The sequence below is a fragment of the Enterobacter cloacae complex sp. IR5458 genome (assembly GCF_049238025.1).
GTDB classification, from domain to species: Bacteria; Pseudomonadota; Gammaproteobacteria; order Enterobacterales; family Enterobacteriaceae; genus Enterobacter; species Enterobacter kobei.
Genome location: NZ_JBMKIF010000009.1, coordinates 101627 through 122858 on the forward strand (window position 1 = coordinate 101627; position 21232 = coordinate 122858).

General features: G+C 54.2%; 18 protein-coding genes and 1 pseudogene. 9 read left to right on the top strand and 10 right to left on the bottom strand.

Features of this window, described 5'->3' with window-relative positions; genetic code table 11:
- Positions 1–163: 163 nt before the first annotated feature.
- From ACOTYN_RS10020 to ACOTYN_RS10030, 3 genes and pseudogenes are all read left to right on the top strand, one after another.
- A pseudogene (locus ACOTYN_RS10020) lies at positions 164–1762 on the top strand (FG-GAP-like repeat-containing protein); the annotation flags it as partial.
- Positions 1763–1834: 72 nt separating this feature from the next.
- Entirely contained in the window at positions 1835–4015 is a 2181-nt protein-coding gene (locus ACOTYN_RS10025; protein WP_071922254.1) for a type I secretion system permease/ATPase, read from the top strand.
- The gene (locus tag ACOTYN_RS10030) at positions 4012–5187 is read left to right on the top strand and encodes an HlyD family type I secretion periplasmic adaptor subunit (protein WP_071922253.1); all 1176 of its coding nucleotides are present in this window, start codon (positions 4012–4014) and stop codon (positions 5185–5187) included. The genes ACOTYN_RS10025 and ACOTYN_RS10030 overlap by 4 nt, the downstream gene beginning before the upstream one ends.
- A 35-nt stretch (positions 5188–5222) precedes the next feature.
- On the opposite strand, the gene ACOTYN_RS10035 is transcribed toward ACOTYN_RS10030, so the two are convergent.
- A complete protein-coding gene (locus ACOTYN_RS10035; protein WP_032629235.1) occupies positions 5223–6107 on the bottom strand; it encodes a hypothetical protein in 885 nt (294 codons plus the stop codon).
- A 287-nt stretch (positions 6108–6394) separates the two neighbouring features.
- On the opposite strand from ACOTYN_RS10035, the gene ACOTYN_RS10040 reads away from it, so the two are divergent.
- On the top strand, positions 6395–7858 hold the full coding sequence (locus ACOTYN_RS10040) for an EAL domain-containing protein (RefSeq protein ID WP_071922252.1): 1464 nt from the start codon (positions 6395–6397) through the stop codon (positions 7856–7858).
- A 24-nt stretch (positions 7859–7882) separates the two neighbouring features.
- On the opposite strand, the gene ACOTYN_RS10045 is transcribed toward ACOTYN_RS10040, so the two are convergent.
- Both ACOTYN_RS10045 and ACOTYN_RS10050 read right to left on the bottom strand, forming a co-directional pair.
- Positions 7883–8155: a DUF883 family protein gene (locus tag ACOTYN_RS10045; RefSeq protein WP_014883773.1), complete on the bottom strand. Its 273-nt coding sequence runs from the start codon at positions 8153–8155 to the stop codon at positions 7883–7885.
- Between the two features lie 135 nt (positions 8156–8290).
- Positions 8291–8767, bottom strand: a complete 477-nt coding sequence (locus tag ACOTYN_RS10050; protein ID WP_047625442.1) for a GNAT family N-acetyltransferase — start codon at positions 8765–8767, stop codon at positions 8291–8293.
- 89 nt (positions 8768–8856) lie between these two features.
- Between ACOTYN_RS10050 and ACOTYN_RS10055 the strand changes: the two genes are divergently transcribed.
- A complete protein-coding gene (locus ACOTYN_RS10055; RefSeq protein WP_045268121.1) occupies positions 8857–9813 on the top strand; it encodes a LysR family transcriptional regulator in 957 nt (318 codons plus the stop codon).
- On the opposite strand, the gene ACOTYN_RS10060 is transcribed toward ACOTYN_RS10055, so the two are convergent.
- Positions 9810–10676, bottom strand: a complete 867-nt coding sequence (locus tag ACOTYN_RS10060; protein WP_014883776.1) for an AraC family transcriptional regulator — start codon at positions 10674–10676, stop codon at positions 9810–9812. The two genes, ACOTYN_RS10055 and ACOTYN_RS10060, sit on opposite strands and share 4 nt — an antisense overlap.
- A 120-nt stretch (positions 10677–10796) precedes the next feature.
- Complete coding sequence (locus ACOTYN_RS10065) at positions 10797–11123, bottom strand: gamma-glutamylcyclotransferase family protein (RefSeq protein ID WP_071922256.1); 327 nt, start codon at positions 11121–11123, stop codon at positions 10797–10799.
- Positions 11124–11242: 119 nt separating this feature from the next.
- Between ACOTYN_RS10065 and gcvA the strand changes: the two genes are divergently transcribed.
- Positions 11243–12142 carry a transcriptional regulator GcvA gene (gene gcvA / locus ACOTYN_RS10070; RefSeq protein WP_071922255.1) on the top strand — a complete coding sequence of 300 codons (900 nt, stop codon included), beginning with the start codon at positions 11243–11245 and terminating at the stop codon, positions 12140–12142.
- Positions 12143–12230: 88 nt separating this feature from the next.
- Here the strand turns inward: gcvA and ACOTYN_RS10075 are convergent, their stop codons facing one another.
- Positions 12231–12521, bottom strand: a complete 291-nt coding sequence (locus ACOTYN_RS10075) for a hypothetical protein (protein WP_023330379.1) — start codon at positions 12519–12521, stop codon at positions 12231–12233.
- A gap of 145 nt (positions 12522–12666) precedes the next feature.
- Here ACOTYN_RS10075 and ACOTYN_RS10080 point away from each other — a divergent pair, with 145 nt between their 5' ends.
- The 3 genes from ACOTYN_RS10080 to ACOTYN_RS10090 all read left to right on the top strand — a co-directional run bounded on the left by ACOTYN_RS10080 (position 12667) and on the right by ACOTYN_RS10090 (position 15943).
- The gene (locus tag ACOTYN_RS10080; RefSeq protein ID WP_003857256.1) at positions 12667–12942 is read left to right on the top strand and encodes a metal/formaldehyde-sensitive transcriptional repressor; all 276 of its coding nucleotides are present in this window, start codon (positions 12667–12669) and stop codon (positions 12940–12942) included.
- A gap of 30 nt (positions 12943–12972) precedes the next feature.
- Complete coding sequence (locus ACOTYN_RS10085) at positions 12973–14091, top strand: S-(hydroxymethyl)glutathione dehydrogenase/class III alcohol dehydrogenase (protein WP_014883778.1); 1119 nt, start codon at positions 12973–12975, stop codon at positions 14089–14091.
- Between the two features lie 160 nt (positions 14092–14251).
- On the top strand, positions 14252–15943 hold the full coding sequence (locus ACOTYN_RS10090) for a methyl-accepting chemotaxis protein (RefSeq protein ID WP_045282085.1): 1692 nt from the start codon (positions 14252–14254) through the stop codon (positions 15941–15943).
- 89 nt (positions 15944–16032) lie between these two features.
- Here the strand turns inward: ACOTYN_RS10090 and ACOTYN_RS10095 are convergent, their stop codons facing one another.
- The 4 genes from ACOTYN_RS10095 to ACOTYN_RS10110 form a co-directional block, all read right to left on the bottom strand.
- Positions 16033–18414 (bottom strand): glucose/quinate/shikimate family membrane-bound PQQ-dependent dehydrogenase, encoded by a 2382-nt coding sequence (locus ACOTYN_RS10095; protein ID WP_047027361.1) that lies wholly within the window; start codon positions 18412–18414, stop codon positions 16033–16035.
- 250 nt (positions 18415–18664) lie between these two features.
- On the bottom strand, positions 18665–19588 hold the full coding sequence (locus ACOTYN_RS10100) for a LysR substrate-binding domain-containing protein (RefSeq protein ID WP_014883781.1): 924 nt from the start codon (positions 19586–19588) through the stop codon (positions 18665–18667).
- A gap of 182 nt (positions 19589–19770) precedes the next feature.
- Positions 19771–20655 carry an SDR family oxidoreductase gene (locus tag ACOTYN_RS10105; protein WP_014883782.1) on the bottom strand — a complete coding sequence of 295 codons (885 nt, stop codon included), beginning with the start codon at positions 20653–20655 and terminating at the stop codon, positions 19771–19773.
- Between the two features lie 64 nt (positions 20656–20719).
- Positions 20720–21109 (bottom strand): YdeI family stress tolerance OB fold protein, encoded by a 390-nt coding sequence (locus tag ACOTYN_RS10110; protein ID WP_014883783.1) that lies wholly within the window; start codon positions 21107–21109, stop codon positions 20720–20722.
- Between the last annotated feature and the right edge of the window lie 123 nt (positions 21110–21232).

The following is a 21232-nucleotide window of genomic DNA, read 5'->3' on the forward strand; positions in this document are numbered from 1 at the left end:
TGATGGTTATCTGGATCTGGCCTACGGCGATGCGGGTGCAGACTCCATTACGTACCTGATCAACAACAACGGGGTTCTGTCGCCGGACGGCACCAACGGCGGCGCAGGTTTCTGGGGACAATTCACCACCATGCGTGAAATCTCCGGCGTTGACCTGAACAACGACGGCACGGTGGATATTGTTCAGCACACCAACCGCAGCGGCGCGTACTCGTTAACCGTAATCAACAACAACGGCAACGGCACGCTCTCTATCGGCCAGAACCTGACCAACGTGTTTGTGGTCAACGCCGCGAACACCACCACGGCGGCGTCCATGACGTGGGCAGACTTCAACGGCGATGGCTACATGGATCTGTACCTGGGCAGCAGCTACAACAACAACGGCGGGGTGATCTACTACAACGACGGCACCGGGAAGCTCTCTACCACCAAGAGCGCGGTGGAAGCCTCTAACGCGTCGGCGGGGTATCTGTCGGTGGCGGTGGACTGGAACGGTGACGGGCAGATGGACATCATCAAGCTCAGCACCTACGGCGCGTCACAAACGGCGACCCTGTTCACCAACAACGGGTACGGTTCCACCTGGAACTCCAGCCAGCTGGCATCCGGTATCGCCTACGCTACCGGCGTGGCCGCGGTGGACTACAACTGGGACGGCGCGAAGGATCTGCTGGTGTCTCAGCAGAACGGCAAGGTGGTGCTGGTTCAGAACAGCAAAACCATTGCGGACGGCACCGCGATGCATCTGCACATTGTCGATAGCGAGGGTATCAACGCTTACTACGGCAACACGGTCAACCTGTATAACGCCGCAGGCGTGCTGGTGGCCTCGCAGATCATCAACGCCCAGTCCGGTATCGGGTCGAACGATACCTCTGCGCTGGTGAGCTTCTACGGTCTGGATCCGAATGAAACCTACTCGGCAGAGATTGTGAAGATCACCAACGGTGTGTCGGATAACGTCACCTGGAGCGGTCTGGACGCGGGCAACGGCAAAGAGGGCTACGTCCTGACGGCCGAAGCGGCGACCGGCGGCCACAGCGGGACAATCACCGGGACCGGGTATAACGACACCTTCATTGCAGAAGATGGCACCTATACCTACAACGGCTCCGGCGGCTGGAATACCCATTCCGACTACGACACCTGGAGCAACACCGGTGGGATGGACGTGGTGGATTACCGCAATGCGACCTCCGGCGTGACCGTTGACCTGCGCCTTTCAACCGCACAGGACACTGGCTTTGGTACCACACGGCTGTTGAATATTGAAGGCATTAACGGTTCGGACTTCGACGATGTTATCACCGGCAACAGCGCTGATAACCGGTTCGAAGGCCGCGGCGGGAATGACACCTTCAACATCGGCAGCGGCGGTCACGATACGTTGCTCTACAAGCTGATCAACGCGTCGGATGCCACGGGCGGTAACGGTCACGATGTGGTGAACGGCTTTACCGTCGGCACCTGGGAAGGGACGGCGGACACGGACCGTATTGACCTGCGCGATCTGCTCTCAGACAGCGGCTATACCGGCACGGGCTCAGCGAGCTATGTGAACGGCGTGGCGACGCTGGACAGTAGCGCGGGCAATATCACCGATTACATCCGCGTGGTGCGAAACGGAAGCAATACCGAGATCCAGGTTGACCTGGACGGTACCGGCGGCCAGTTCTCGCCAACCACTCTGGTGACGCTGAACGGCGTGCAGACGGATCTGGCGACGCTGCTGGCTAATCATCAACTGTTAATTGCGTAAAACCCTGCCGCGGGGAGCGATCCCCGCGGCCTTTTGGCATTTCTATACACGAATAGCGTTAACCCGGAGATTATGAAGACACATCCACAGTACGAACCCTGGCTGCAGGGCATGCTGATCATCGCGAAGCACTATCGGCTGGACTTTTCCGCGGAACATGTTCGGGTCACGATTAACCATGAAAGTCAGTCTCCGCGCCAGCTGGTGCTGGAGGAGATGGCTCGCCAGCTAGGGCTGGGGATGCGTGTAGTGGCGGCGGAGGCGGTCTCTCTCGATCCGTGGCGTTTACCGCTGCTGGCGGAATTCACCGGCGGACAAATCGCAGTGATTACCCGCATGGACAACGAAGGCAACGTCAGCCTGCAGTTTAGCGGAGACGGTGGCCTGGAGACGACGCTGACGCTGGAAGCGCTCGGGACACGGTTAAAGACCCTGCTGGTGCTGCGCCCGCTGGAGTCCACACCGGATGCCCGCGTGGACGATTACATTAAACCGTATGAGAAAAACTGGTTCTGGCAGCTGGCGCTGAAAGACTGGCGACGCTACAGCGACATTATGCTGGTGGCGCTGGTGGCTAACGTACTGGCTCTCTCTGGCATGGTTTTTTCCATGCAGGTGTACGACAGGGTCGTACCGTCGCAATCAGAAGCCACGCTGTGGGTGCTGTTTGGCGGCGTCATGATTGCCATTGTCTTCGAATTCGTCATGCGCATGCTGCGCGTGCATATATCTGACGTGGTGGGGAAACGCGCCGACCTGCGCATTTCAGAGCGTGTGTTTGCCCACGCGCTGCGGATTAAAAATGGCGCACGCTCCAAATCAACCGGTTCGTTTATTGCGCAGATCCGCGAGCTGGAGTCGGTGCGTGAACTCATCACCTCCACTACCATTGCGGCGATCTCCGATCTGCCGTTCTTCCTGCTGTTCGTCTTTATTCTGTGGATGATCGGCGGCCCGCTGGTGCTGGTGGTGCTGCTCGCCGTGCCGCTGTTGCTGATTCCGGGCCTGCTGGTGCAGCGTCCGCTGGGCAAACTCTCCAGCGAGGGGATGCGCGAATCTGCTATCCGTAACGCCACGCTGGTGGAGGCGGTGCAGGGCATTGAGGACATCAAGCTGATGCGCGCCGAACAGCGTTTCCAGAACCAGTGGAATAACACCAACGATGTCGCCGCCACCGTCGGCATGAAGCAGCGCTGGCTGACGGGCCTGCTGCTGACCTGGACCCAGGAAGTGCAGTCTATCGTCTATGCGGTAGTCCTGCTGGTGGGCTGTTATCTGGTGATCAGCGGGGATATGACCACCGGTGCGCTGGTAGGAACCTCGATTCTGGCGTCGCGCACCATCGCGCCGCTGTCGCAGATCTCAGGCGTGCTCTCCCGCTGGCAGTCGGCAAAAGTGGCCCGTAAGGGGCTGGACGACCTGATGCAGCGACCGATTGACGATCCGCAGCACGGGAAGAAGGTGCATAAAGCCCATCTGCGCGGCGACTACGTGCTGGAGGACGTCGGGTTTTACTACGATGAAGAAGAGAAACTCAGCGTGCTTAACATCAGCAAGCTACAGATCCGTGCCGGGGAGCGCGTGGCGGTGCTTGGCCGAAATGGCTCCGGCAAAAGCACGCTGCTGCAACTTCTGGCGGGCATGCAGGAGCCGCAGCAGGGCAGCATCCTGCTGGACGATATCGCGCTTAACCATCTGGACCCGGCCGATCTGCGTCGCGACATGCAGTTGCTCAGCCAGCAGGCGCGGCTGTTCTTTGGCTCCGTGCGGGACAATATCCTGATGGGTAACCCACTGGCGACTGACGAAGAAATTCATCAGGCGCTGGTGAACAGCGGCGCGCTGGAGTTTGTGCGCAAGCAGAAAATGGGGCTGAACACCCTTATCAATGAAGGCGGCACGGGGCTGTCCGGCGGGCAGCGTCAGGCGCTGCTGCTGGCGCGCGCGCTGATCACTTCTCCGACGATTCTGCTGCTGGATGAGCCTACCGCCTGGCTGGATGAAGTGAGCGAGAAGCAGTTTATTCAGCATCTTCACCAGTGGCTGGGCAAGCGCCGGACGCTGGTGGTGGCTACCCACCGCCTGCCAATTCTGGACCTGGTTGACCGCATCATTGTGCTGGAAAACGGCAAGGTGGTGACGGACGGCCCGCGCGACGCGATCCTGCATCAGCACGGTATGGCGACGCCAAAAGCCGCGCAGCGCACCGTGACCATGAAAGCGGCGGCGGTTGCTGAGGAGGGTGTGGCATGAATGATTTAACCCGTTTTAATAGCCGTCTGAAAGAGCCACGCCTACCGAGGTCGTCGCGGGTGGCATGGGCGCTGTTCGCCCTGCTGGCGGTATTTATCGCCTGGGCGAGCCTGTTCGAGCTTGATGAAGTCACCACCGGCAGCGGCAAGGTGATTCCGTCTTCGCATGAGCAGGTGATTCAGTCCCTGGAAGGGGGCATTATTCACAGCCTGATGGTGCGCGAAGGCGACATTGTCGAACGCGGTCAGCAGCTTGCGCAGTTAGACCGGACAAAAACCGAGTCCAGCGTGCTGGAGAGTGAGTCCCGCCTGAATGCCGCGCTGGCAACGGCGGCGCGCCTGAAGGCCGAGGTCAACGACACGGCGCTGATTTTTCCCGAAGAACTGGATGATGACGTTGAGCTGGTCAAACAAGAGACGGCGCTCTATCAGTCCCGTCGCGAAAGCCTGGAAAAAGGGCTGGCCGGCCTGCGTCAGGGGGCTGAACTGGTGCAGCGTGAACTGTCGTTAACCCGTCCGCTGGTGACCCAGGGGGCGGCCAGCAAGGTGGAGGTGTTACGTCTTGAGCGTCAAAAAAATGAGCTTGAGAATAAAATCACCGAGATGAAAAACCAGTATTACGTTCGCGCCCGTGAAGAACTGGCAAAAGCCAACGCGGAAATTGAAGCTCAGCGTTCGGTGATGAAAGGGCGTGAGGATTCCCTGACCCGGCTGACCTTCAATGCGCCGGTGCGTGGCATCGTGAAGGATATTGACGTGACGACCGTGGGAGGCGTTATTCCGCCGAATGGCAAACTGATGAGCCTGGTGCCGCTGGACGATCAGATGGTGGTTGAGGCAAAAATCTCCCCGCGCGACGTGGCATTTATCCATCCCGGCCAGAAAGCGCTGGTAAAAGTGACGGCCTATGACTACTCCATTTACGGTGGGCTGGAAGGGGAAGTGACCATGATTTCACCGGATACTTTGCAGGATGAGGTGAAAAGGGATGTTTACTACTACCGCGTTTATATCCGCACCGACAGTAACCATCTGACCAATAAGCAAGGTAAGGAATTTCCGGTCTTTCCGGGGATGATTGCGACGGTGGATATCAAAACCGGCAGTAAAACCATTCTTGATTATCTGTTGAAGCCGCTCAACAAAGCGAAAGAAGCGCTGCGGGAGAGATAAGGGCAGGGCGTTCGGGGAACCGAACGCCATTTTTATTATACCGTTAATGTGACGTTGTTGGGGTGGCGTCGTTCTTTCGGTACCACGTTAATGTAATGGGTGACATACGCGAAATAGAGTCCGGCATAGTTTTCGACCAGTTCGAGAAAAGCCGGATACACCGACAGGCGACCGTCACCGCGATCTTTCAGATATCCTGCCTCTTGCGCTGTTTTGATAATCCGGTTGACGTGGATCCGCGAAACAAAGAATTCTTTCGCGAGCGTGCTGGCTGAATAATCAATCACTGCACCATGAGCAGATTTGTTTTTTATGGCCTGCAGATAAAGATAAAGCATAATCATGCGTCCGCCATCTTTATCAATAAATAATCCTACCTCGGGTAACACTTTCCTGAAGGTTAATCCCCGGAAGAGATATTCCGCTGCGCGGCGGAAAAAATTATTTCTCAATGTGTCATTATCCAGCAGGTTTACATCAATATTAAACGTCGGGTAAAGAATGCTGACGGGCAAAAATGCACCGGACATATAGCGTTTAAGTTCACTCAATCCTTTTTCGGTCGGGGCTATTCGTGTTTTACGACGGTCATCCGTACAGCGCCAGGTCCTGATGCGCCCCGTGGTTCTGAGAAGAGTAATGATCGCAATCACACTATTAGGGCTGGCTATTTTATAGCGGGAGCATAGCTCTTTAATCTCTGATACTGACTCGGCCTGATTGCCAAATATAAAACAACACATGGCGAGAATAATGTTGAACCGCGCTTCCTGAAGCATTGTCTTGTAGAACAAAGGTTGTTTTTTATAGATGGTGTCATTAATTGTGTAGTGCTCTAATATTGCCTCACCAAATCGTGGGTTGCTCTTTATAACATCCCGTCGATGTAGCAAGGCCCTGGATGAGATGTGATTATCCATAGCATTTTTCTCGTGTTTGATGAACCGATAGATGAAGTATCCAGTCTTCTTTTTCGGAATTTTCATTATACCTGAGAAACAGTGTTTTGCCGTCGTTATTTGAAAAGAAAGATATATTTACATTTGTCGACAGAAGAGAGAGTGATTAACGCAAAGATGTTCCGGTGCGGAACGTTGATAACAGTATCTTAACCTGATGGCGTACTGTAAAATTATTCTATACACCAGCTGTATTACATATTCCGTATTCATAATAAGAATGGCGATTTTGTGCCCAGGAGCAGGTTATGACCCACAAAATTTCTCACAGAAATGTTGCTCGCGACGATCGGCGGTTTGTCATCTCAACCTGCGGTTTTACCTTCCAGGGGTATGCTTTGCTCCTGAAAAAGTACGGCATAGACGCTTCGCATATCCACTTTGAGGGAGATGATGTCTGCCAAAGGGATAGGGAAAATATCCTTAATAATCAAAAAGCTCACATTGTTGTGTTTCCGGGTAAAGGGATTGTCACTCTGCTGGAAAGTCTGACGCGGCTGGCATCCGTACTGAATGCATTGCCTGTTATCCGATGCGTGACCCTTTATAGTGATATACCTGACAGCTGGTTATATCGCACCCTGGGTAGCCTTTTACATAACAGCCATCAATTATCACTGATTCGGATCGCCAGCGTTTCTGATGTCATCAACTGCTTCCACACCCATAATAAGGGGTTTAAAGACCACTCGCGATTATTACGCGATCACTGTCTGGGGTATTCTCCGCAGGAAAATCTGAAATGGCTTACAAGAAGAGAAATTGACGTTTTATTAAATTTCTACCGCGGTATGTCCGTAAAAGATCTGTGCGAAAAGCTAGGGCTTTCTAATAAAACGGTTTATACCCATCGTAAGGAAGGTGTGCAGAAGTTACATTATATTAAACGATGGTTAAACGATCCGCATAACTTTAAAGCGGAAAGAAGTCACAAAAACCAACGTCTTAAAGCAGAATTCACGGATAAAGAAGCAGATATTTTTAATGCTCTGGTGAAAAGGGAGATCTTCCCGGCCTACCAGATCATTACCGATCGCGACAAAAAAGGGGTGGGCTTTGAGATACTGATCCGCTGGAATAAAAACGGCAAAATAGTCAAGCCAGCCTGTTTTCTTAATGACATTTCAAATCACGAGATATGGTTAAAAATAACGGCCCTGGTGATCCACGCTGCCGTGTCCGGGATTAATAAATATAATGGGAAATTCTATTTTTCAGTCAATATTCCGCCTCGTCTCGCTTCCGGGAAAGCGTTGCCGGAGATGGCCCGGAAAGCCATCGGCATGTTGCTCAAACCCCAGTGGGCGGAAAAGCTTGTCTTTGAATTTGCAGAAGATATCGATGTGACCAAAGACAAGAAGATCCCTGAAACCATGCGGCATCTGCGTAATACCGGGTGCAGACTGTTTCTGGATGACTGTTTCTCTAACCATCACACCATGTTTCCTGTCAGGCAGGTGCATTTTGACGGGTTGAAACTGGACCGCGACATCGTCGAGCATTTTGTGGCGAACGACAACGATTATAATCTGATTAAAGCGATTCAGATATACAGCGACATGACCGGAACGGACTGCATTGCTGAGGGGGTGGACAGTGAAGAGAAATTTGAAAAATTAGTCGAACTGGGCGTGAAAAACTTTCAGGGATATTATCTCTCACGGGCTGTGAAGGAGGAGGAATTAGATCGCATGGTAAGACAGTTTAGCTAAAAATAAAGCCCCGAAGGGCCTTGATTATTTACGACCCAGTAGCAGGCCGAGAACAATACCGACGGCACCGGCGGCGATAAGGCCGGTTAGCGGGTTATTTCTGACCGCTTCTGTTACATCAGAAACCGCATCGCTGGCCTGCGCGGCATATTTTTTAGCCGCGCCTTTTACCTGGTGCTTTGGTGAATCGACGAATTCACCAAACTGCTGCTGTGCAGAACCTGCAATTTCATCGAGCTTATTTTTTGCTTTATCTTCAGCAAACTGGGTGTTTTTATCAGTACCGAAATCAGACATCTTTGCCTCCTTGTGTTGATAATTAAAGGATAGCCGCTCTTTGCAGATATGAGAGACGAAAGGTTAATTTCGGCACCTGGCAGGGCTGTTTTCGGATATATCTCTGTGCGAAAGGACTCGCACAGAGAGACGCTGTTATTCGGCAAAACTCAGCAGCGCGTCGCCATCAAGGCGATAGCGCACCCATTCAGACTGCGGCAGCGCGCCAATGCTCAGGTAAAAATCAATGGCGGGCTGGTTCCAGTCCAGAACGCTCCATTCCAGGCGACCACACTGCCGCTTTACCGCGAGTTGCGCGATATGTTTCAGTAACGCTCTTCCCGCGCCTTTACCGCGATACTCCGGGGAAACGTACAGGTCTTCCATATAGATCCCGTTGCGTCCGAGCCAGGTTGAATAGCTGGTGAAGAACACGGCATAGCCGATGATGTCGCCTTCATACTCAGCGATCAACGCTTCGGTGTGACTTCCCGCGCCAAAGAGCGTTTCACGGATCTCCTCTGGCGTGGTAACCACTTCTTCCGGCGCTTTTTCATAGACTGCCAGCTCGTAGATCATGGCATAAATGGCCGCGGCATCTTCGGGACGGGCCTGACGAAGGATAATGCTCATTGTTATTCCTGCTTTTTGTCTGTTTCGCGATTGATGGCGTTAAGCATACGGAGTATTGTCCGAAGAATTAAGTGCAATGAAATCAACAAATGATGAATATTATGCATCCGGCTTTACGACGTCTTGATTTAAACCTGTTGCCCGTTTTCGACGCGATTTACCGCCATCGTTCTGTTCGTCTGGCAGCCGATGAGCTGGCGATGAGCACATCGGCACTGAGCCATGCGCTTTCGCGTCTGCGCGCGACGCTGAACGATCCGCTCTTTTTTCGGGAAGGGCATCGTATGTCCCCCAGCGTGTATGCTTCTCAGCTCGCACCTTCCATCGCTTCCGCACTGTCATTCCTGAATCATGAGCTGACCCCGCAGCCGGAGTTTGACGCCCCCAGCAGTACCGAGAGCTTACACATTGCGATTACGGATTTTACCGCGCTTTGCGTTTTTCCGACCCTGATGCACTCCTTGCAGCATGCTGCCCCTGGTTTGCGTTTTGAATTGCGTTATTTGCCCCACAGCCCGGCGCTGACGGAGCTATTAGCCGGGGAAGTGGATCTGGCGCTCGGGTTCAGTACCTCGGAGGATATTCGTCATCCGGAACTGGAGGAGATAGGCTGGTTCGAAGATGAGTATGTGGTCATCAGTAACGCCAGCCGGACACGGCTGACGCTGGAGGATTATCTCGCGGCCCGACATCTGGTGGTCACGCCCTGGAATGAGAAACAAGGGGTTCTGGATCTGCGGCTTGAACAGTTGGGCTATACCCGGCACATAGCGATCAAAACGCCGTCGATGCTCAGCGCCCCGTTTATCGTTGCACAAAGCGATCTGCTGATGGCGATCCCGCGGTTTGCGGCTGAGAAGCTGGTCGCGGCTGCGGATCTCAGGATATTTGCTTTACCGTTTTCAATCCGCGCGTTTGAAGTGAAAATTTACTCGCATAAACGCAGCGGCCAGCGGGGGGCGACCCGCTGGCTTAAGGAGGAACTGCATAAACTGGCGCAGGCGGTAAGACGTTCAGCTGATGGCGGGGGAAGTCATCCGTCTTAATTTAACGGCAGATAGATATCCGTTTGCAGCGCATGTTCCGGCACCTCGTGGACAAAATTGAGGTAGTGGAAAAATACCGGTGCATCGCGCAGCGTTTCGCCGCTGTCTGGTAGCCAGTCGCGGAACATCGCCCATACCGTGTTGGAGATCGTATCCAGCGAGCCGGTGTGACGCCCGACAGCGTATCGTCCGCCTTTGATTTCACCATTGGCAACCCCGAACGCATTTTCTGGTACTGCCTCCGTAACGCTGCCACAGATATCGAAGCGAAAGGCATCGGCAGGTGTGGTTGCCGGGTCGTCCCAGGCGATGCCAAACGTGCTGCTTTCGCGTACTGGCGATAGCCCCGTGGCCTTACGCCAGGCGATAAATGTCGCCGCGCTGTCATTAACCCGATCCGGGCTGCCACGGTGTTGCAGCATGGCCACGTGAGTTTGGGGGAAATCAACAATTTTAACGTCCATCGATTTTTGCTCCTGAAAGGTCATTTTCGGTACGCGCTGGTGCCAGCTTAGCCAGTCCGGCTGCTGCCGGAACTGACGCGGGCTCTTTCCAAACGCGGTTTTGAAGGCGCGGCTGAACGATTCGGGGTTCTGGAAACCGGCATCGAGCGCAATATCAATCACCTTATCCTGCGGATTAAAGGCCAGTCGCCAGGAGGCTCGGCGCAGGCGTAGCCACTGGATATAGCGATACAGCGGCTGACCACTGAACGCCAGAAACTGACGATGAAAATGATAAGGTGAAGAGCTGGCTATCGCGCTGAGCTTTTCCAGCGTGAGCGGTTCATCCAGGTGGTGGGCAATATAGTCGCACACCCTGTATAAGCGCTCACGGTATGCCGATTTGGCTGCATCGTTCATGACATCCTCCTGATGATCTACTTTGCCCGAGCGTTAGGGCAGGATCCTGACCGATCTTGCGCAATGTTCCTCTCTCCGTGCAAGGTCACAGCGTGCCCGGCATCTGCGCCGCCTGTGAGCTCAGGATTTAAGCATATAAACACACGATTTTATTGTCTGCCCGCTAGAAGTCGTCACGTCTACCGGTACACGCTCATATTCAGCGCCTTCAAATTCATCGAGTACATCCCAGTGATTAGGCAAATTCACTGAAGTAAAAATAAAACCTTGAACACGATTACCTGAATCATCCAGCACGATCCCCGGATACCCCATCTCAGCACCCCAGCCTTTATTTATCAGAGAACCGCCAACGTGCCCTTTCTGCCAGGTACCACCGATACTCTCAAGAATATGAGCATTAGGCCGACCAGGGCCAAGCGTCCCGTATACGAACAAACTTTCCACTATCCCTCCGATTATCATTATGAAAATGAAATGGTTGTTTTTGCCGATTTTGATTTTGGGACGATGGCCTGACAAATCATTTGTTCTCACACTACGTGTGAATTATTATCACACGTATGATGTTAGATCGTCTCCCACCACTGCAAACTCTCCGGGCTTTTGAAGCCACTGCCAGGCTCTCCAGCATGACGCTGGCGGCAGCGGAGATGCACGTTACGCATGGCGCGATAAGCCGGCAAATCCGGAAGCTCGAAGAGCATCTGGGGATGAAGCTATTTCGAAGACTTACACGACAGATAATCCTGACGGAGGAGGGGGCTGAATTCCACCTTGCGGTTACCCGCCTTCTTAGTGATTTATTGAGGGAGTCCGAGCGTTTGCGCGGAAGAAATCCGGCAAAAAGTTTGCGTATCAGTACAACGGTATCCTTTGCCAGTAAGTGGCTGGCCCCGCGTCTTAGTCGTTTCAGGCAGCAATATCCTGAATTTGATATTGAGCTCGACGTCACTGACATTAATGTGGATCTCAACGACGGTCAGGTAGATGCTGCAATTCGTTACGGCCTGGGCAATTATCGCGACGTGACTTCTGAGCGTATCTTGAATGAAACCGTCACCCCTGTCTGTAGCCCGGGTTTTTTAAGGGAACATAACGGTCTGAAAGACATTAAGGAACTTTCAAACTGCGTTCTCCTTCATGAATACAGAATGCTGGCGAACTGGGAGGCATGGTTTGAAATGGCCGGAGAAAAAAATTTCAAATGCCATCAGGGACCCGTATGGACCCTCGGCAGCATGGCGACTGAAGCCGCTATACGGGGTGAAGGTGTGGCTCTTGGCCGCAGTGTTCTGATTGCCGATGATGTCGCTGCCGGAAGGCTTGTTGTGCCGTTTCCGCAATACACACTTCAGGCGGAGCGGGGATACGATCTCGTTTACCGTTCAGATAATAAGGATTCATATAAAATACGAATTCTTAGACAGTGGCTGCTTGATGAAATACGCGTGCTAAAAGAGTAAAAAGTGAACACAGAATAGCCCGCTATATACGCATTTTATAGCCCTGATTAAAGTCAGGGCTTTTTTATATGGATTTCTCACCAGGATGTTATTGTCTTACGTAATGTCCACCGATGGAATGTACGGTGATGTTGCAACCGATTTTTGTATAAACAACGCGATGTTCTTGGGTCAGCCTGAACGAATAGGTATCCCCGTGCAGCTTCTCTGGATTTGCATCACACACAGAGTTAGCCGCCGTCTTCGGATCATGTCCAAAATCCCGGACCTTTCTCCGCCACTCGTAGTATTTGCGCATTGCAGCGTGTGGAACGGGAACGTGCTTATTTTTGCTAAAGCGACTTTGTTGTTCACAATCAGTAAAATTGTAATACGTCATACAACCTCCTTATTTCACGTTGAGAGATATTACCCATTCTCTTAGGGTGGTTATTCATAAAAGATGTGATTCTCGTTTGAAACTTAATGTTTACAGAAAGTTGATTTCATTGATACCATACCCCCCTATAGTATTAGGAGGGCGTATGCCGCATTCACCCGAAGATAAAAAACGTATTCTTACTCGCGTCCGTCGCATTCGGGGCCAGGTCGATGCCCTTGAACGCGCACTGGAGTCGGGCGATCCCTGTCTGGCTATCCTGCAGCAAATTGCCGCCGTGCGCGGTGCTGCCAATGGCCTGATGGGCGAAATGGTAGAAATTCATCTCAAAGATGAGCTGGTGACGGGAGAGACAACGCCGGATCAGCGAGCCGTGCGCATGGCAGAAGTCGGCCATTTGCTGCGCTCTTATCTAAAATAAACCCACACACCTGACAAAAAGGGAAGACCTATGAAATCTCGCGCTGCTGTTGCATTTGGCCCCGGCCAGCCGCTGAAAATCGTTGAAATCGACGTCGCACCACCGAAAAAAGGCGAAGTGCTGATCAAAATTACCCATACCGGCGTTTGCCATACCGATGCGTTCACGCTGTCCGGCGACGATCCGGAAGGTGTTTTCCCGGCGGTACTGGGACACGAAGGCGGCGGGATCGTGGTGGAGGTGGGCGAGGGCGTGACCAGCCTGAAGCCTGGCGATCACGTTATCCCGCTGTACACGGCGGAATGCGGCGAGTGTAAGTTCTGTAAATCCGGCAAGACCAACCTCTGCCAGGCTGTTCGCGCCACGCAGGGCAAAGGGCTGATGCCTGACGGGACGACCCGTTTCTCTTATAACGGCGAGCCGATTTACCACTACATGGGCACCAGCACCTTCAGCGAGTATACCGTTTGCGCGGAGATCTCTCTGGCGAAGGTGAACCCGCAGGCGCCGCTGGATAAAGTCTGCCTGCTGGGCTGCGGCGTGACGACCGGCATTGGCGCGGTCCATAACACGGCAAAAGTCAAAGAGGGGGATACCGTGGCGGTGTTCGGTCTCGGCGGCATTGGTCTGGCGGTGATTCAGGGCGCGGTGCAGGCGAAGGCCGGGCGTATTATTGCGGTCGACACTAACCCGGAGAAATTCAAACTGGCGGGTGAAATGGGCGCGACAGATTTCGTTAACCCGAAAGATCACGAAAAACCGATTCAGGATGTCATTGTTGAGATGACCGACGGCGGCGTGGACTTCAGCTTTGAGTGTATCGGCAACGTTAACGTCATGCGTTCCGCGCTGGAATGCTGCCACAAAGGCTGGGGCGAGAGCATCATTATTGGTGTGGCCGGCGCGGGTCAGGAGATTAAAACCCGTCCATTCCAGCTGGTCACCGGACGCGTGTGGCGCGGCTCCGCGTTTGGCGGCGTGAAGGGCCGTACACAGCTTCCGGGGATGGTTGAAGATGCGATGGTCGGTAAGATTCAGCTCGATCCGTTCATTACTCACCGTTTGCCGCTAGAGCAGATCAACGAAGCGTTTGATCTGATGCACGACGGAAAATCTATCCGTACCGTTATTCATTTCGGCGACAAGTAACTCTTCTGCCAGCGGTTTTTAGCCGCTGGCATTTCTTTAATAATCTTCTCTAAAGTGTGACCAGTGCGGCGTTTTTAGCCGTAATCTAAATCTCTGCCGTGCCGATGACTATCTAACAGGCGTGTTTTTACGCATCTTACCTATAAGAGAGTCGACGGTCATGGACAACACTACTTCGATGCAGGCGCAGCGTAAGCTGGGCTTCTTGCATCACATCAGGCTGGTTCCGCTGTTTTCCTCCATTCTCGGTGGCATTATTTTGCTGTTTGCCTTGAGCTCGGGTCTGGCGGGATATTTCCTGCTGCAGGCCGATAAGGATCTGCAGGATGTCACATCTGAGATTCAGGTGCGTATGGGGCTGTCGAACAGCTCAAACCATCTGCGCACCGCGCGTATCAATCTGATCCACGCCGGCGCGGCAAGCCGTATCGCAGAGATGGATGCGATGAAGCAGAACATCAGCGAGGCGGAAACGCGTATCAAGCAGTCCCAGGATAGCTTTAACGCGTATATGAATCGCTCCGTGCGTACCGCTGAAGACGAAGCGCTGGATGCTGACCTGAAAGCGCGCTACGACGCCTATATCGCGGGCATGCAGCCGATGGTCAAATTTGCCAAAAACGGCATGTTCGAAGCTATCATCAACCACGAAAATGAAACCGCGCGCCCGCTGGATGACGCTTACAATGCCGTGCTGCTGAAGGCGATTAAGATCCGCACCGACCGTGCCAATGCGCTAACGGCGCAGGCGCACAGCCGCACGCAGCTGGGGCTGATGTTTATGGTGGGCGCGTTTGTGCTGGCGCTGGTATTGACCGCGATGACCTTCGTTGTGCTGCGCCGCACGGTCATTCATCCGCTACAGCGTGCCGCGAAACGTATCGAGAATATTGCAAAAGGTGACCTGACGATGCCGGACGATGTGGCCGGACGCAGCGAAATTGGCCGTCTGACGCGCGATCTGCAAACCATGCAGCACTCCCTCGAAACAACGGTTGGCACCGTGCGTCAGGGCGCGGAGGAGATCTATCGCGGAACCAGCGAGATTTCTGCCGGTAATACTGACCTCTCTTCGCGCACCGAGCAGCAGGCCGCGGCCATTGAGCAGACCGCCGCGAGCATGGAACAGTTAACCGCCACGGTGAAACAGAACGCTGATAACGCGCATCATGCCAGCAAGCTGGCGGAAGATGCCTCCGGAAAAGCCAGCCGTGGCGGCCAGATGGTCTCCGGCGTGGTCAAAACGATGGGCAACATCTCCAGCAGTTCGAAGAAGATCTCTGAGATTACCGCCGTGATTAACAGCATTGCTTTCCAGACCAATATTCTGGCACTGAACGCGGCGGTAGAAGCGGCGCGCGCGGGTGAACAGGGGCGTGGATTTGCGGTGGTAGCCAGTGAAGTGCGTACGCTGGCAAGCCGTAGCGCCAACGCGGCAAAAGAGATCGAAAGCCTGATCAATGAGTCGGTTTCCCTTATCGATCAGGGGTCGGGTGAGGTGGTGGCTGCGGGTAACACCATGAATGAAATCGTCGACGCGGTTAAGCGCGTGACCGACATCATGCTGGAAATTGCCGCCGCATCGGATGAGCAGAGCCGCGGTATTGTGCAGGTCAGCCAGGCGATTTCGGAGATGGATAAAGTGACCCAGCAGAACGCCTCGCTGGTGGAAGAAGCATCCGCAGCCGCGGCATCCCTGGAAGAACAGGGCGCACGTCTGACCGAGGCTGTGGGGGCATTTCGTTTAAGCGGCGCGAAGCCTGGCCGCGCGGTGACGTCTGTGCCAGTGGCGAAGAACGCGCCGTTGCGCCCGGCGGCGACGGTTTCCGGAGATAACTGGGAGACGTTCTGAGTCGCCAGCAGTGTCGGGTGGCGCTTCGCTTACCCGACCTACAAAATCGACCTACAAAAAAAGGGACCCTTCGGTCCCTTTTTCACAGCTTATTTCTTATCAGGTAACGCGTATGCGATAACGTAATCACCGCGATCCGGTGACTGGCGAGCGCCCCCGGCGTTAATGATGATGTACTGTTTACCGGTTTTCGGTGAGACGTAAGTCATCGGGCCGGACTGGCTGCCAACCGGCAGTCGGTCTTTCCAGATCTCTTTTCCGGTGGCGGTATCAAACGCACGCAGGTAGAAATCCTGAGTACCGGCGAAGAACAGCAGGCCGGACTGGGTTGAGAGCGACGCGCCCAGCGTTGGCATCCCGATTGGGATAGGCATGTGCATGCGAATGCCCAGAGGGCCGGTGTCTTCCACCGTACCGACAGGCACCTGCCACACCAGTTTGCCGGATTTCAGATCGACCGCGGACATGGTGCCGAACGGCGGTTTCTGGCACGGAATGCCGAGCGGCGACAGGAAACGTTCACGCATTGCGCCGAACGGCGTGCCGTCCATCGGGACGATGCCCATCTCAATGCCGCTGGCGTCTTTCGCCACGTTAGCGCGCGGCACCATGTAGTTTGCCAGTCCGAGGCGCATATCGTTGACGAACATCAGGCTGTTGTTCGGGTCAACCGAGACGCTGCCCCAGTTCATTCCGCCCAGCGAGCCAGGGAACTGCAGGGAACGGTCAAGACCCGGCGGGGTGAAGACGCCCTGATGACGCATCTCTTTAAACTGAATACGGCACAGCAGCAGGTCGACAGGCGTCGCGCCCCACATGTCGGATTCAGTCAGCGTCTGGTTGCCAATCATTGGCATGCCGACGGAATACGGCTGGGTGGGTGAGTAGCGTTCACCTTCAACGTTACCAGCCGGTACCGGACGCTCTTCTACCTTCGCGACAGGCTTACCGGTTTCGCGGTTGAGCATAAAGATCATGCCCTGCTTGCTGGTCTGCACCAGTACAGGCGTGGTGCCGCCTTTGCCGTCAGGCAGGTCGTACAGCAGCGGCTGGGAAGGCAGGTCGAAGTCCCACAGATCGTGGTGGGTGGTCTGGAAATGCCAGCGCACCTGGCCGGTGGTGGCATCAACGGCGACGATAGAAGAGCTGTATTTATCGTCCAGCGCGGTACGCTCACCCGCCCAGAAATCCGGGGTGGCGTTGCCGGTTGGCAGATAAATCAGGTTCAGTTTGGCGTCGTAAGACATGGCCGACCAGACATTTGGCGTACCGCGGGTGTAGGTCTGTCCTTCCGGCGGCAGGCCGGTCAGGTTCGGGTTACCCGGATCCCACGCCCAGGCCAGCTTACCGGTGTGAACGTCATACGCACGTACCACGCCCGGGGGTTCGCCGGTGGAGAAGTTATCCGCGACGCGACCGCCGACGACGACCACGTTCCCGGCGACCAGCGGCGTGGAGGTCTGCTGATAATATCCCGGCTTGATCTCACCCATACCGATGCTCAGATCCACGGTGCCGTGGTCGCCAAAATCTTCGCAGACCTTGCCGTTATCCGCATTGATGGCAATCAGGCGGGCATCGGTGGTCGGCAGGAACAGACGGCGAGGGCATGCGGCAGGCTGCGCGGTTTCCTGTGACGTTGTCACGTTCTGGTGGTCTTCAAAATAGCCCAGACCGCGGCATCGCTGCCAGTTAGGCGCGGTGGCTTTAGAATCGTAGCGCCATTTTTCTTTCCCGGAGTCCACGTCCAGCGCCAGCACTTTACTGTACGGGGTACAAACGTACAGCGTATCGCCAATCTGTAAAGGCGTGTTCTGGTCTTCCGCGCCAGAGCCGTTGCTCTGTGGAATATCGCCGGTATGGGCAACCCAGGCGACTTTCAGTTCGCTGACGTTTTGCTTGTTAATTTGATCCAGTGCGGCGAAGCGGTCACCGTGTGTGGTGTTGCCCCAGTGCGCCCAGTTCTTTTGCTGCTCACCGGGTGCGACGGGTTTAACCGGAACGGGTTCATTCGCCGCCACGAGAGTCTGGGGCTTAAACATCCAGCCAAGGCTGACCAGCATCGCCACGGCCAGGACCGCCGCAACGCTAAAAGCAGGCGCCTTGTTGGGGGAATTGTGGTTTGCTCCACGCAGGTAAGGCCAGACGATGGCACAAAGGAAAGCCAGTACGGCGAAGGTAAACAGGCGGGAGAAGAGCGGCCAGAAATCCCAGCCCGCATCGCTTACCGCCCAGACCAGCGAGGCAATAAACGCGATGCTGTAAAGGACAATCCCGCTGGTGCGATTGAGGAAAATCAGGATCGCGGCAATCACCATTACCACGCCCATTATCAGGAAGTAACAACTTCCGCCCACGGTGGCGAGCTTAAACCCCAGCCCGCCGACGGCCAGACCGATGAGCAACATCAGTCCGGCAAGAAGCCACTGCAGGATACGCGGTATCCCACGTGGCGCGCTGCCAAATGCCATTTCTGTCTCCTTAGATCCCGCCGCTATGCCGGGTGTACCAGTTGGGTAATAAAATCGGCGGGAATAATGATTAACACGGGTGAATTCATCTTTATCAAAAGATTTACGAACCATTTGGTGAATTCGTGGCTATGATAAAACTGTTAAATTGTTTTACGCAATTGTTAATGAATCATTCCGCATTATTTGATTAGCGCACAGGACAGATCCCTCGCCCCGTTGGGGAGAGGGTTAGGGTGAAGGGAAGAATTCACACCGGCATGGATTTACGGATGGCGCTCAGCAGCGTCTGCGCACCCGTTGAGAGCGGCGTGTCTACGCGGGTTAAAATGCCGATAGGTTCACCGGCACCCGGGGCGGTCACCGGCAGAGCGGTCAGGGTTCCCTGACGCAAATCATCTTTTACCGCACCGGAGGGAACGAACCAGACGTAGTCATAATCGAGGGTGAGCTGGCGTGACAGCGAGGCCGACAGCGTTTCGATACACCCTGAGGGTAGTGTACATCCCTGCATTTGCAGCAAGTTTTCGGCGGCCTGGCGCGGGACGGTGCCTTTCGGGCAGACCACCACGGGCCATTCCATGACGCGGCTTAACGTCACGGTATCCTGCAGTAAAGGATGGTCGGGACGCACCACCAGCTTTAGGGATTCCAGAAACAGCAGTTCGTAATTGAGACCGCCCATCAGTTCAGGGTCAGACATACGACCGATACCCAGATCCAGTTCCCCCGATTTAAGCCCCGCGAGCAGCATGGTGTTATTCATGGTGGCAACCTGAATCGTGGTATGCCGTTGCTGCTTGTGGAATTGACCAATCACGGGCGGCAAAATGCCCAGCGCTGCGGTAGGCAAGGCACCCACACGTACCACGTCACTGGTGTGCTCTTCTTTTCTGTGCAGGGACTGGCCTGCGGTGTTGAGCGCATCCAGCACCTTAACGGCGTGCGTCAGGAACTGTTCGCCCACAAGGGTAAGCTGTGCGCCCAACCGACCGCGATCGAAAAGACGGGCGCCGGTGAGCTGTTCCAGCTCGTTAAGGGTTTTTGAGAGCGCAGGCTGGCTCAGATTAAGGGTTTCAGCCGCTCGCCCCAGCGTTCCCTGTTGAGCGACGGCCACAAATGTATGCAAATGGCGCAAGCGTATGCGCTGACTGAACAGACCATTTTTTTCCATAGGCGATGTTAAAAACAGAGCGATGCGGGTGACAAGTTAAGTTGTTTAATTTTGATAACCTGATAGCAAAATATTTTTAACATTTGATCTGTTTGAGTTACAACATGTTTTTCAGGAGGGGCTGCAGGCGAACGTCCTTGTTCATTTATTGCTCATTGCCGAGGGGTTACATCAGTAACCCATTAGATCACGCCATCCCCGCCGTCAGAACACCACACCTGACCGGACGTATAGGAACACGCATCCGAGGCCAGCGTGACGTACAGCGGAGCAATTTCTACCGGCTGTCCCGGACGCCCCAGTGGCGTATCGCCGCCAAACTCCTTCACTTTTTCCATTGGCTGACCGCCGCTTGACTGCAGCACCGTCCAGTACGGTCCAGGCGCCACCGCGTTGACGCGAATGCCTTTTGGGCCCAGCTGTTTGGCTAAGGATTTCGTAAATACGGCCAGACAGGCTTTCGTCTGAGCGTAGTCCAGCAGCACGGGGCTGGGCTTCACTGCCTGAACCGAGGAGGTGTTAATGATAACGGACGACGCCTTCAGATGGCGCAGCGCCGCCTTGGTGATCCAGAAGGGGGCATAAACGTTGGTTTTAAACGTCGCGTCAAAGTCTTCGGTGGTGAGCTCTTCCAGAGACTCCCGGTACTGCTGACGGCCCGCGTTATTGATCAGAATATCCAGGCCACCCAGCTTCGAGACGGCTTCCTCGACCAGATTCTGACAGAAGGTTTCATCCCGGATATCCCCCGGCAGCGCGATGGCTTTGCGTCCTTCCGCTTTGATCAGCGCGATCACCTCTGCGGCGTCTTTTTCCTCTTCAGGCAAATAGTTGATGGCAACGTCAGCCCCTTCACGGGCATAGGCGATAGCCACCGCGCGACCTATCCCGGAGTCACCCCCGGTGATCAGCGCTTTTTTGCCGGTAAGGCGGCCATGCCCTTTGTAGCTTTTTTCCCCATGATCGGGTACAGGTTGCATCTCTGATGCCAGTCCCGGCGGCGTTTGCGGCTGTTCCGGGAACGGGGGTTGCGGGTAAGCGTTCGTACGTTGTGTAGTATCACTCATAGCTGACTCCTTAAGCCAAGGGGTGAGATTTGATGGATAGTTGCAGCGTTAACGCTTCGCTGAATTATTTCTGCAAACGATCAACACGGACGACGGCAGGAGATGATTTTTTATCAAGCGAACCGTTGATACTGATCATCTGGTCGGGTTTTACCGTTCTGCCGTCGAAGACTGCCTGGGGAATAATAACGTCGATTTTTCCGGTTTTATCCTGGAATACAAACTTATCGCCGCTACCGTCAATAAGATTACCGCGTAATGAAATTGTCGCACCGTCATGCATTTGTTTTGCCTGATCGATGGTCATAATACGCGCATCATCGGTTCCACGATATCCGCTATCCAGCGCGTGAGGCGGGGGCGGCGCGTCACCTTTTTGTAACCCGCCGTTATTATCTGCCCATGCTGATGGAACCAAAAATATCAAAAAAGCGGAAATAAGTGATAATTTCATCTGATATCCTTCATTTTTGGGTGTCTTGACTTATTAAGTATTGTTGCTATTCCTTTATGTGGCAAATGTGATAAGTCTTAAAAACAATCTCTTTTGAAATCAAAACACTCATAAAATAAGCGA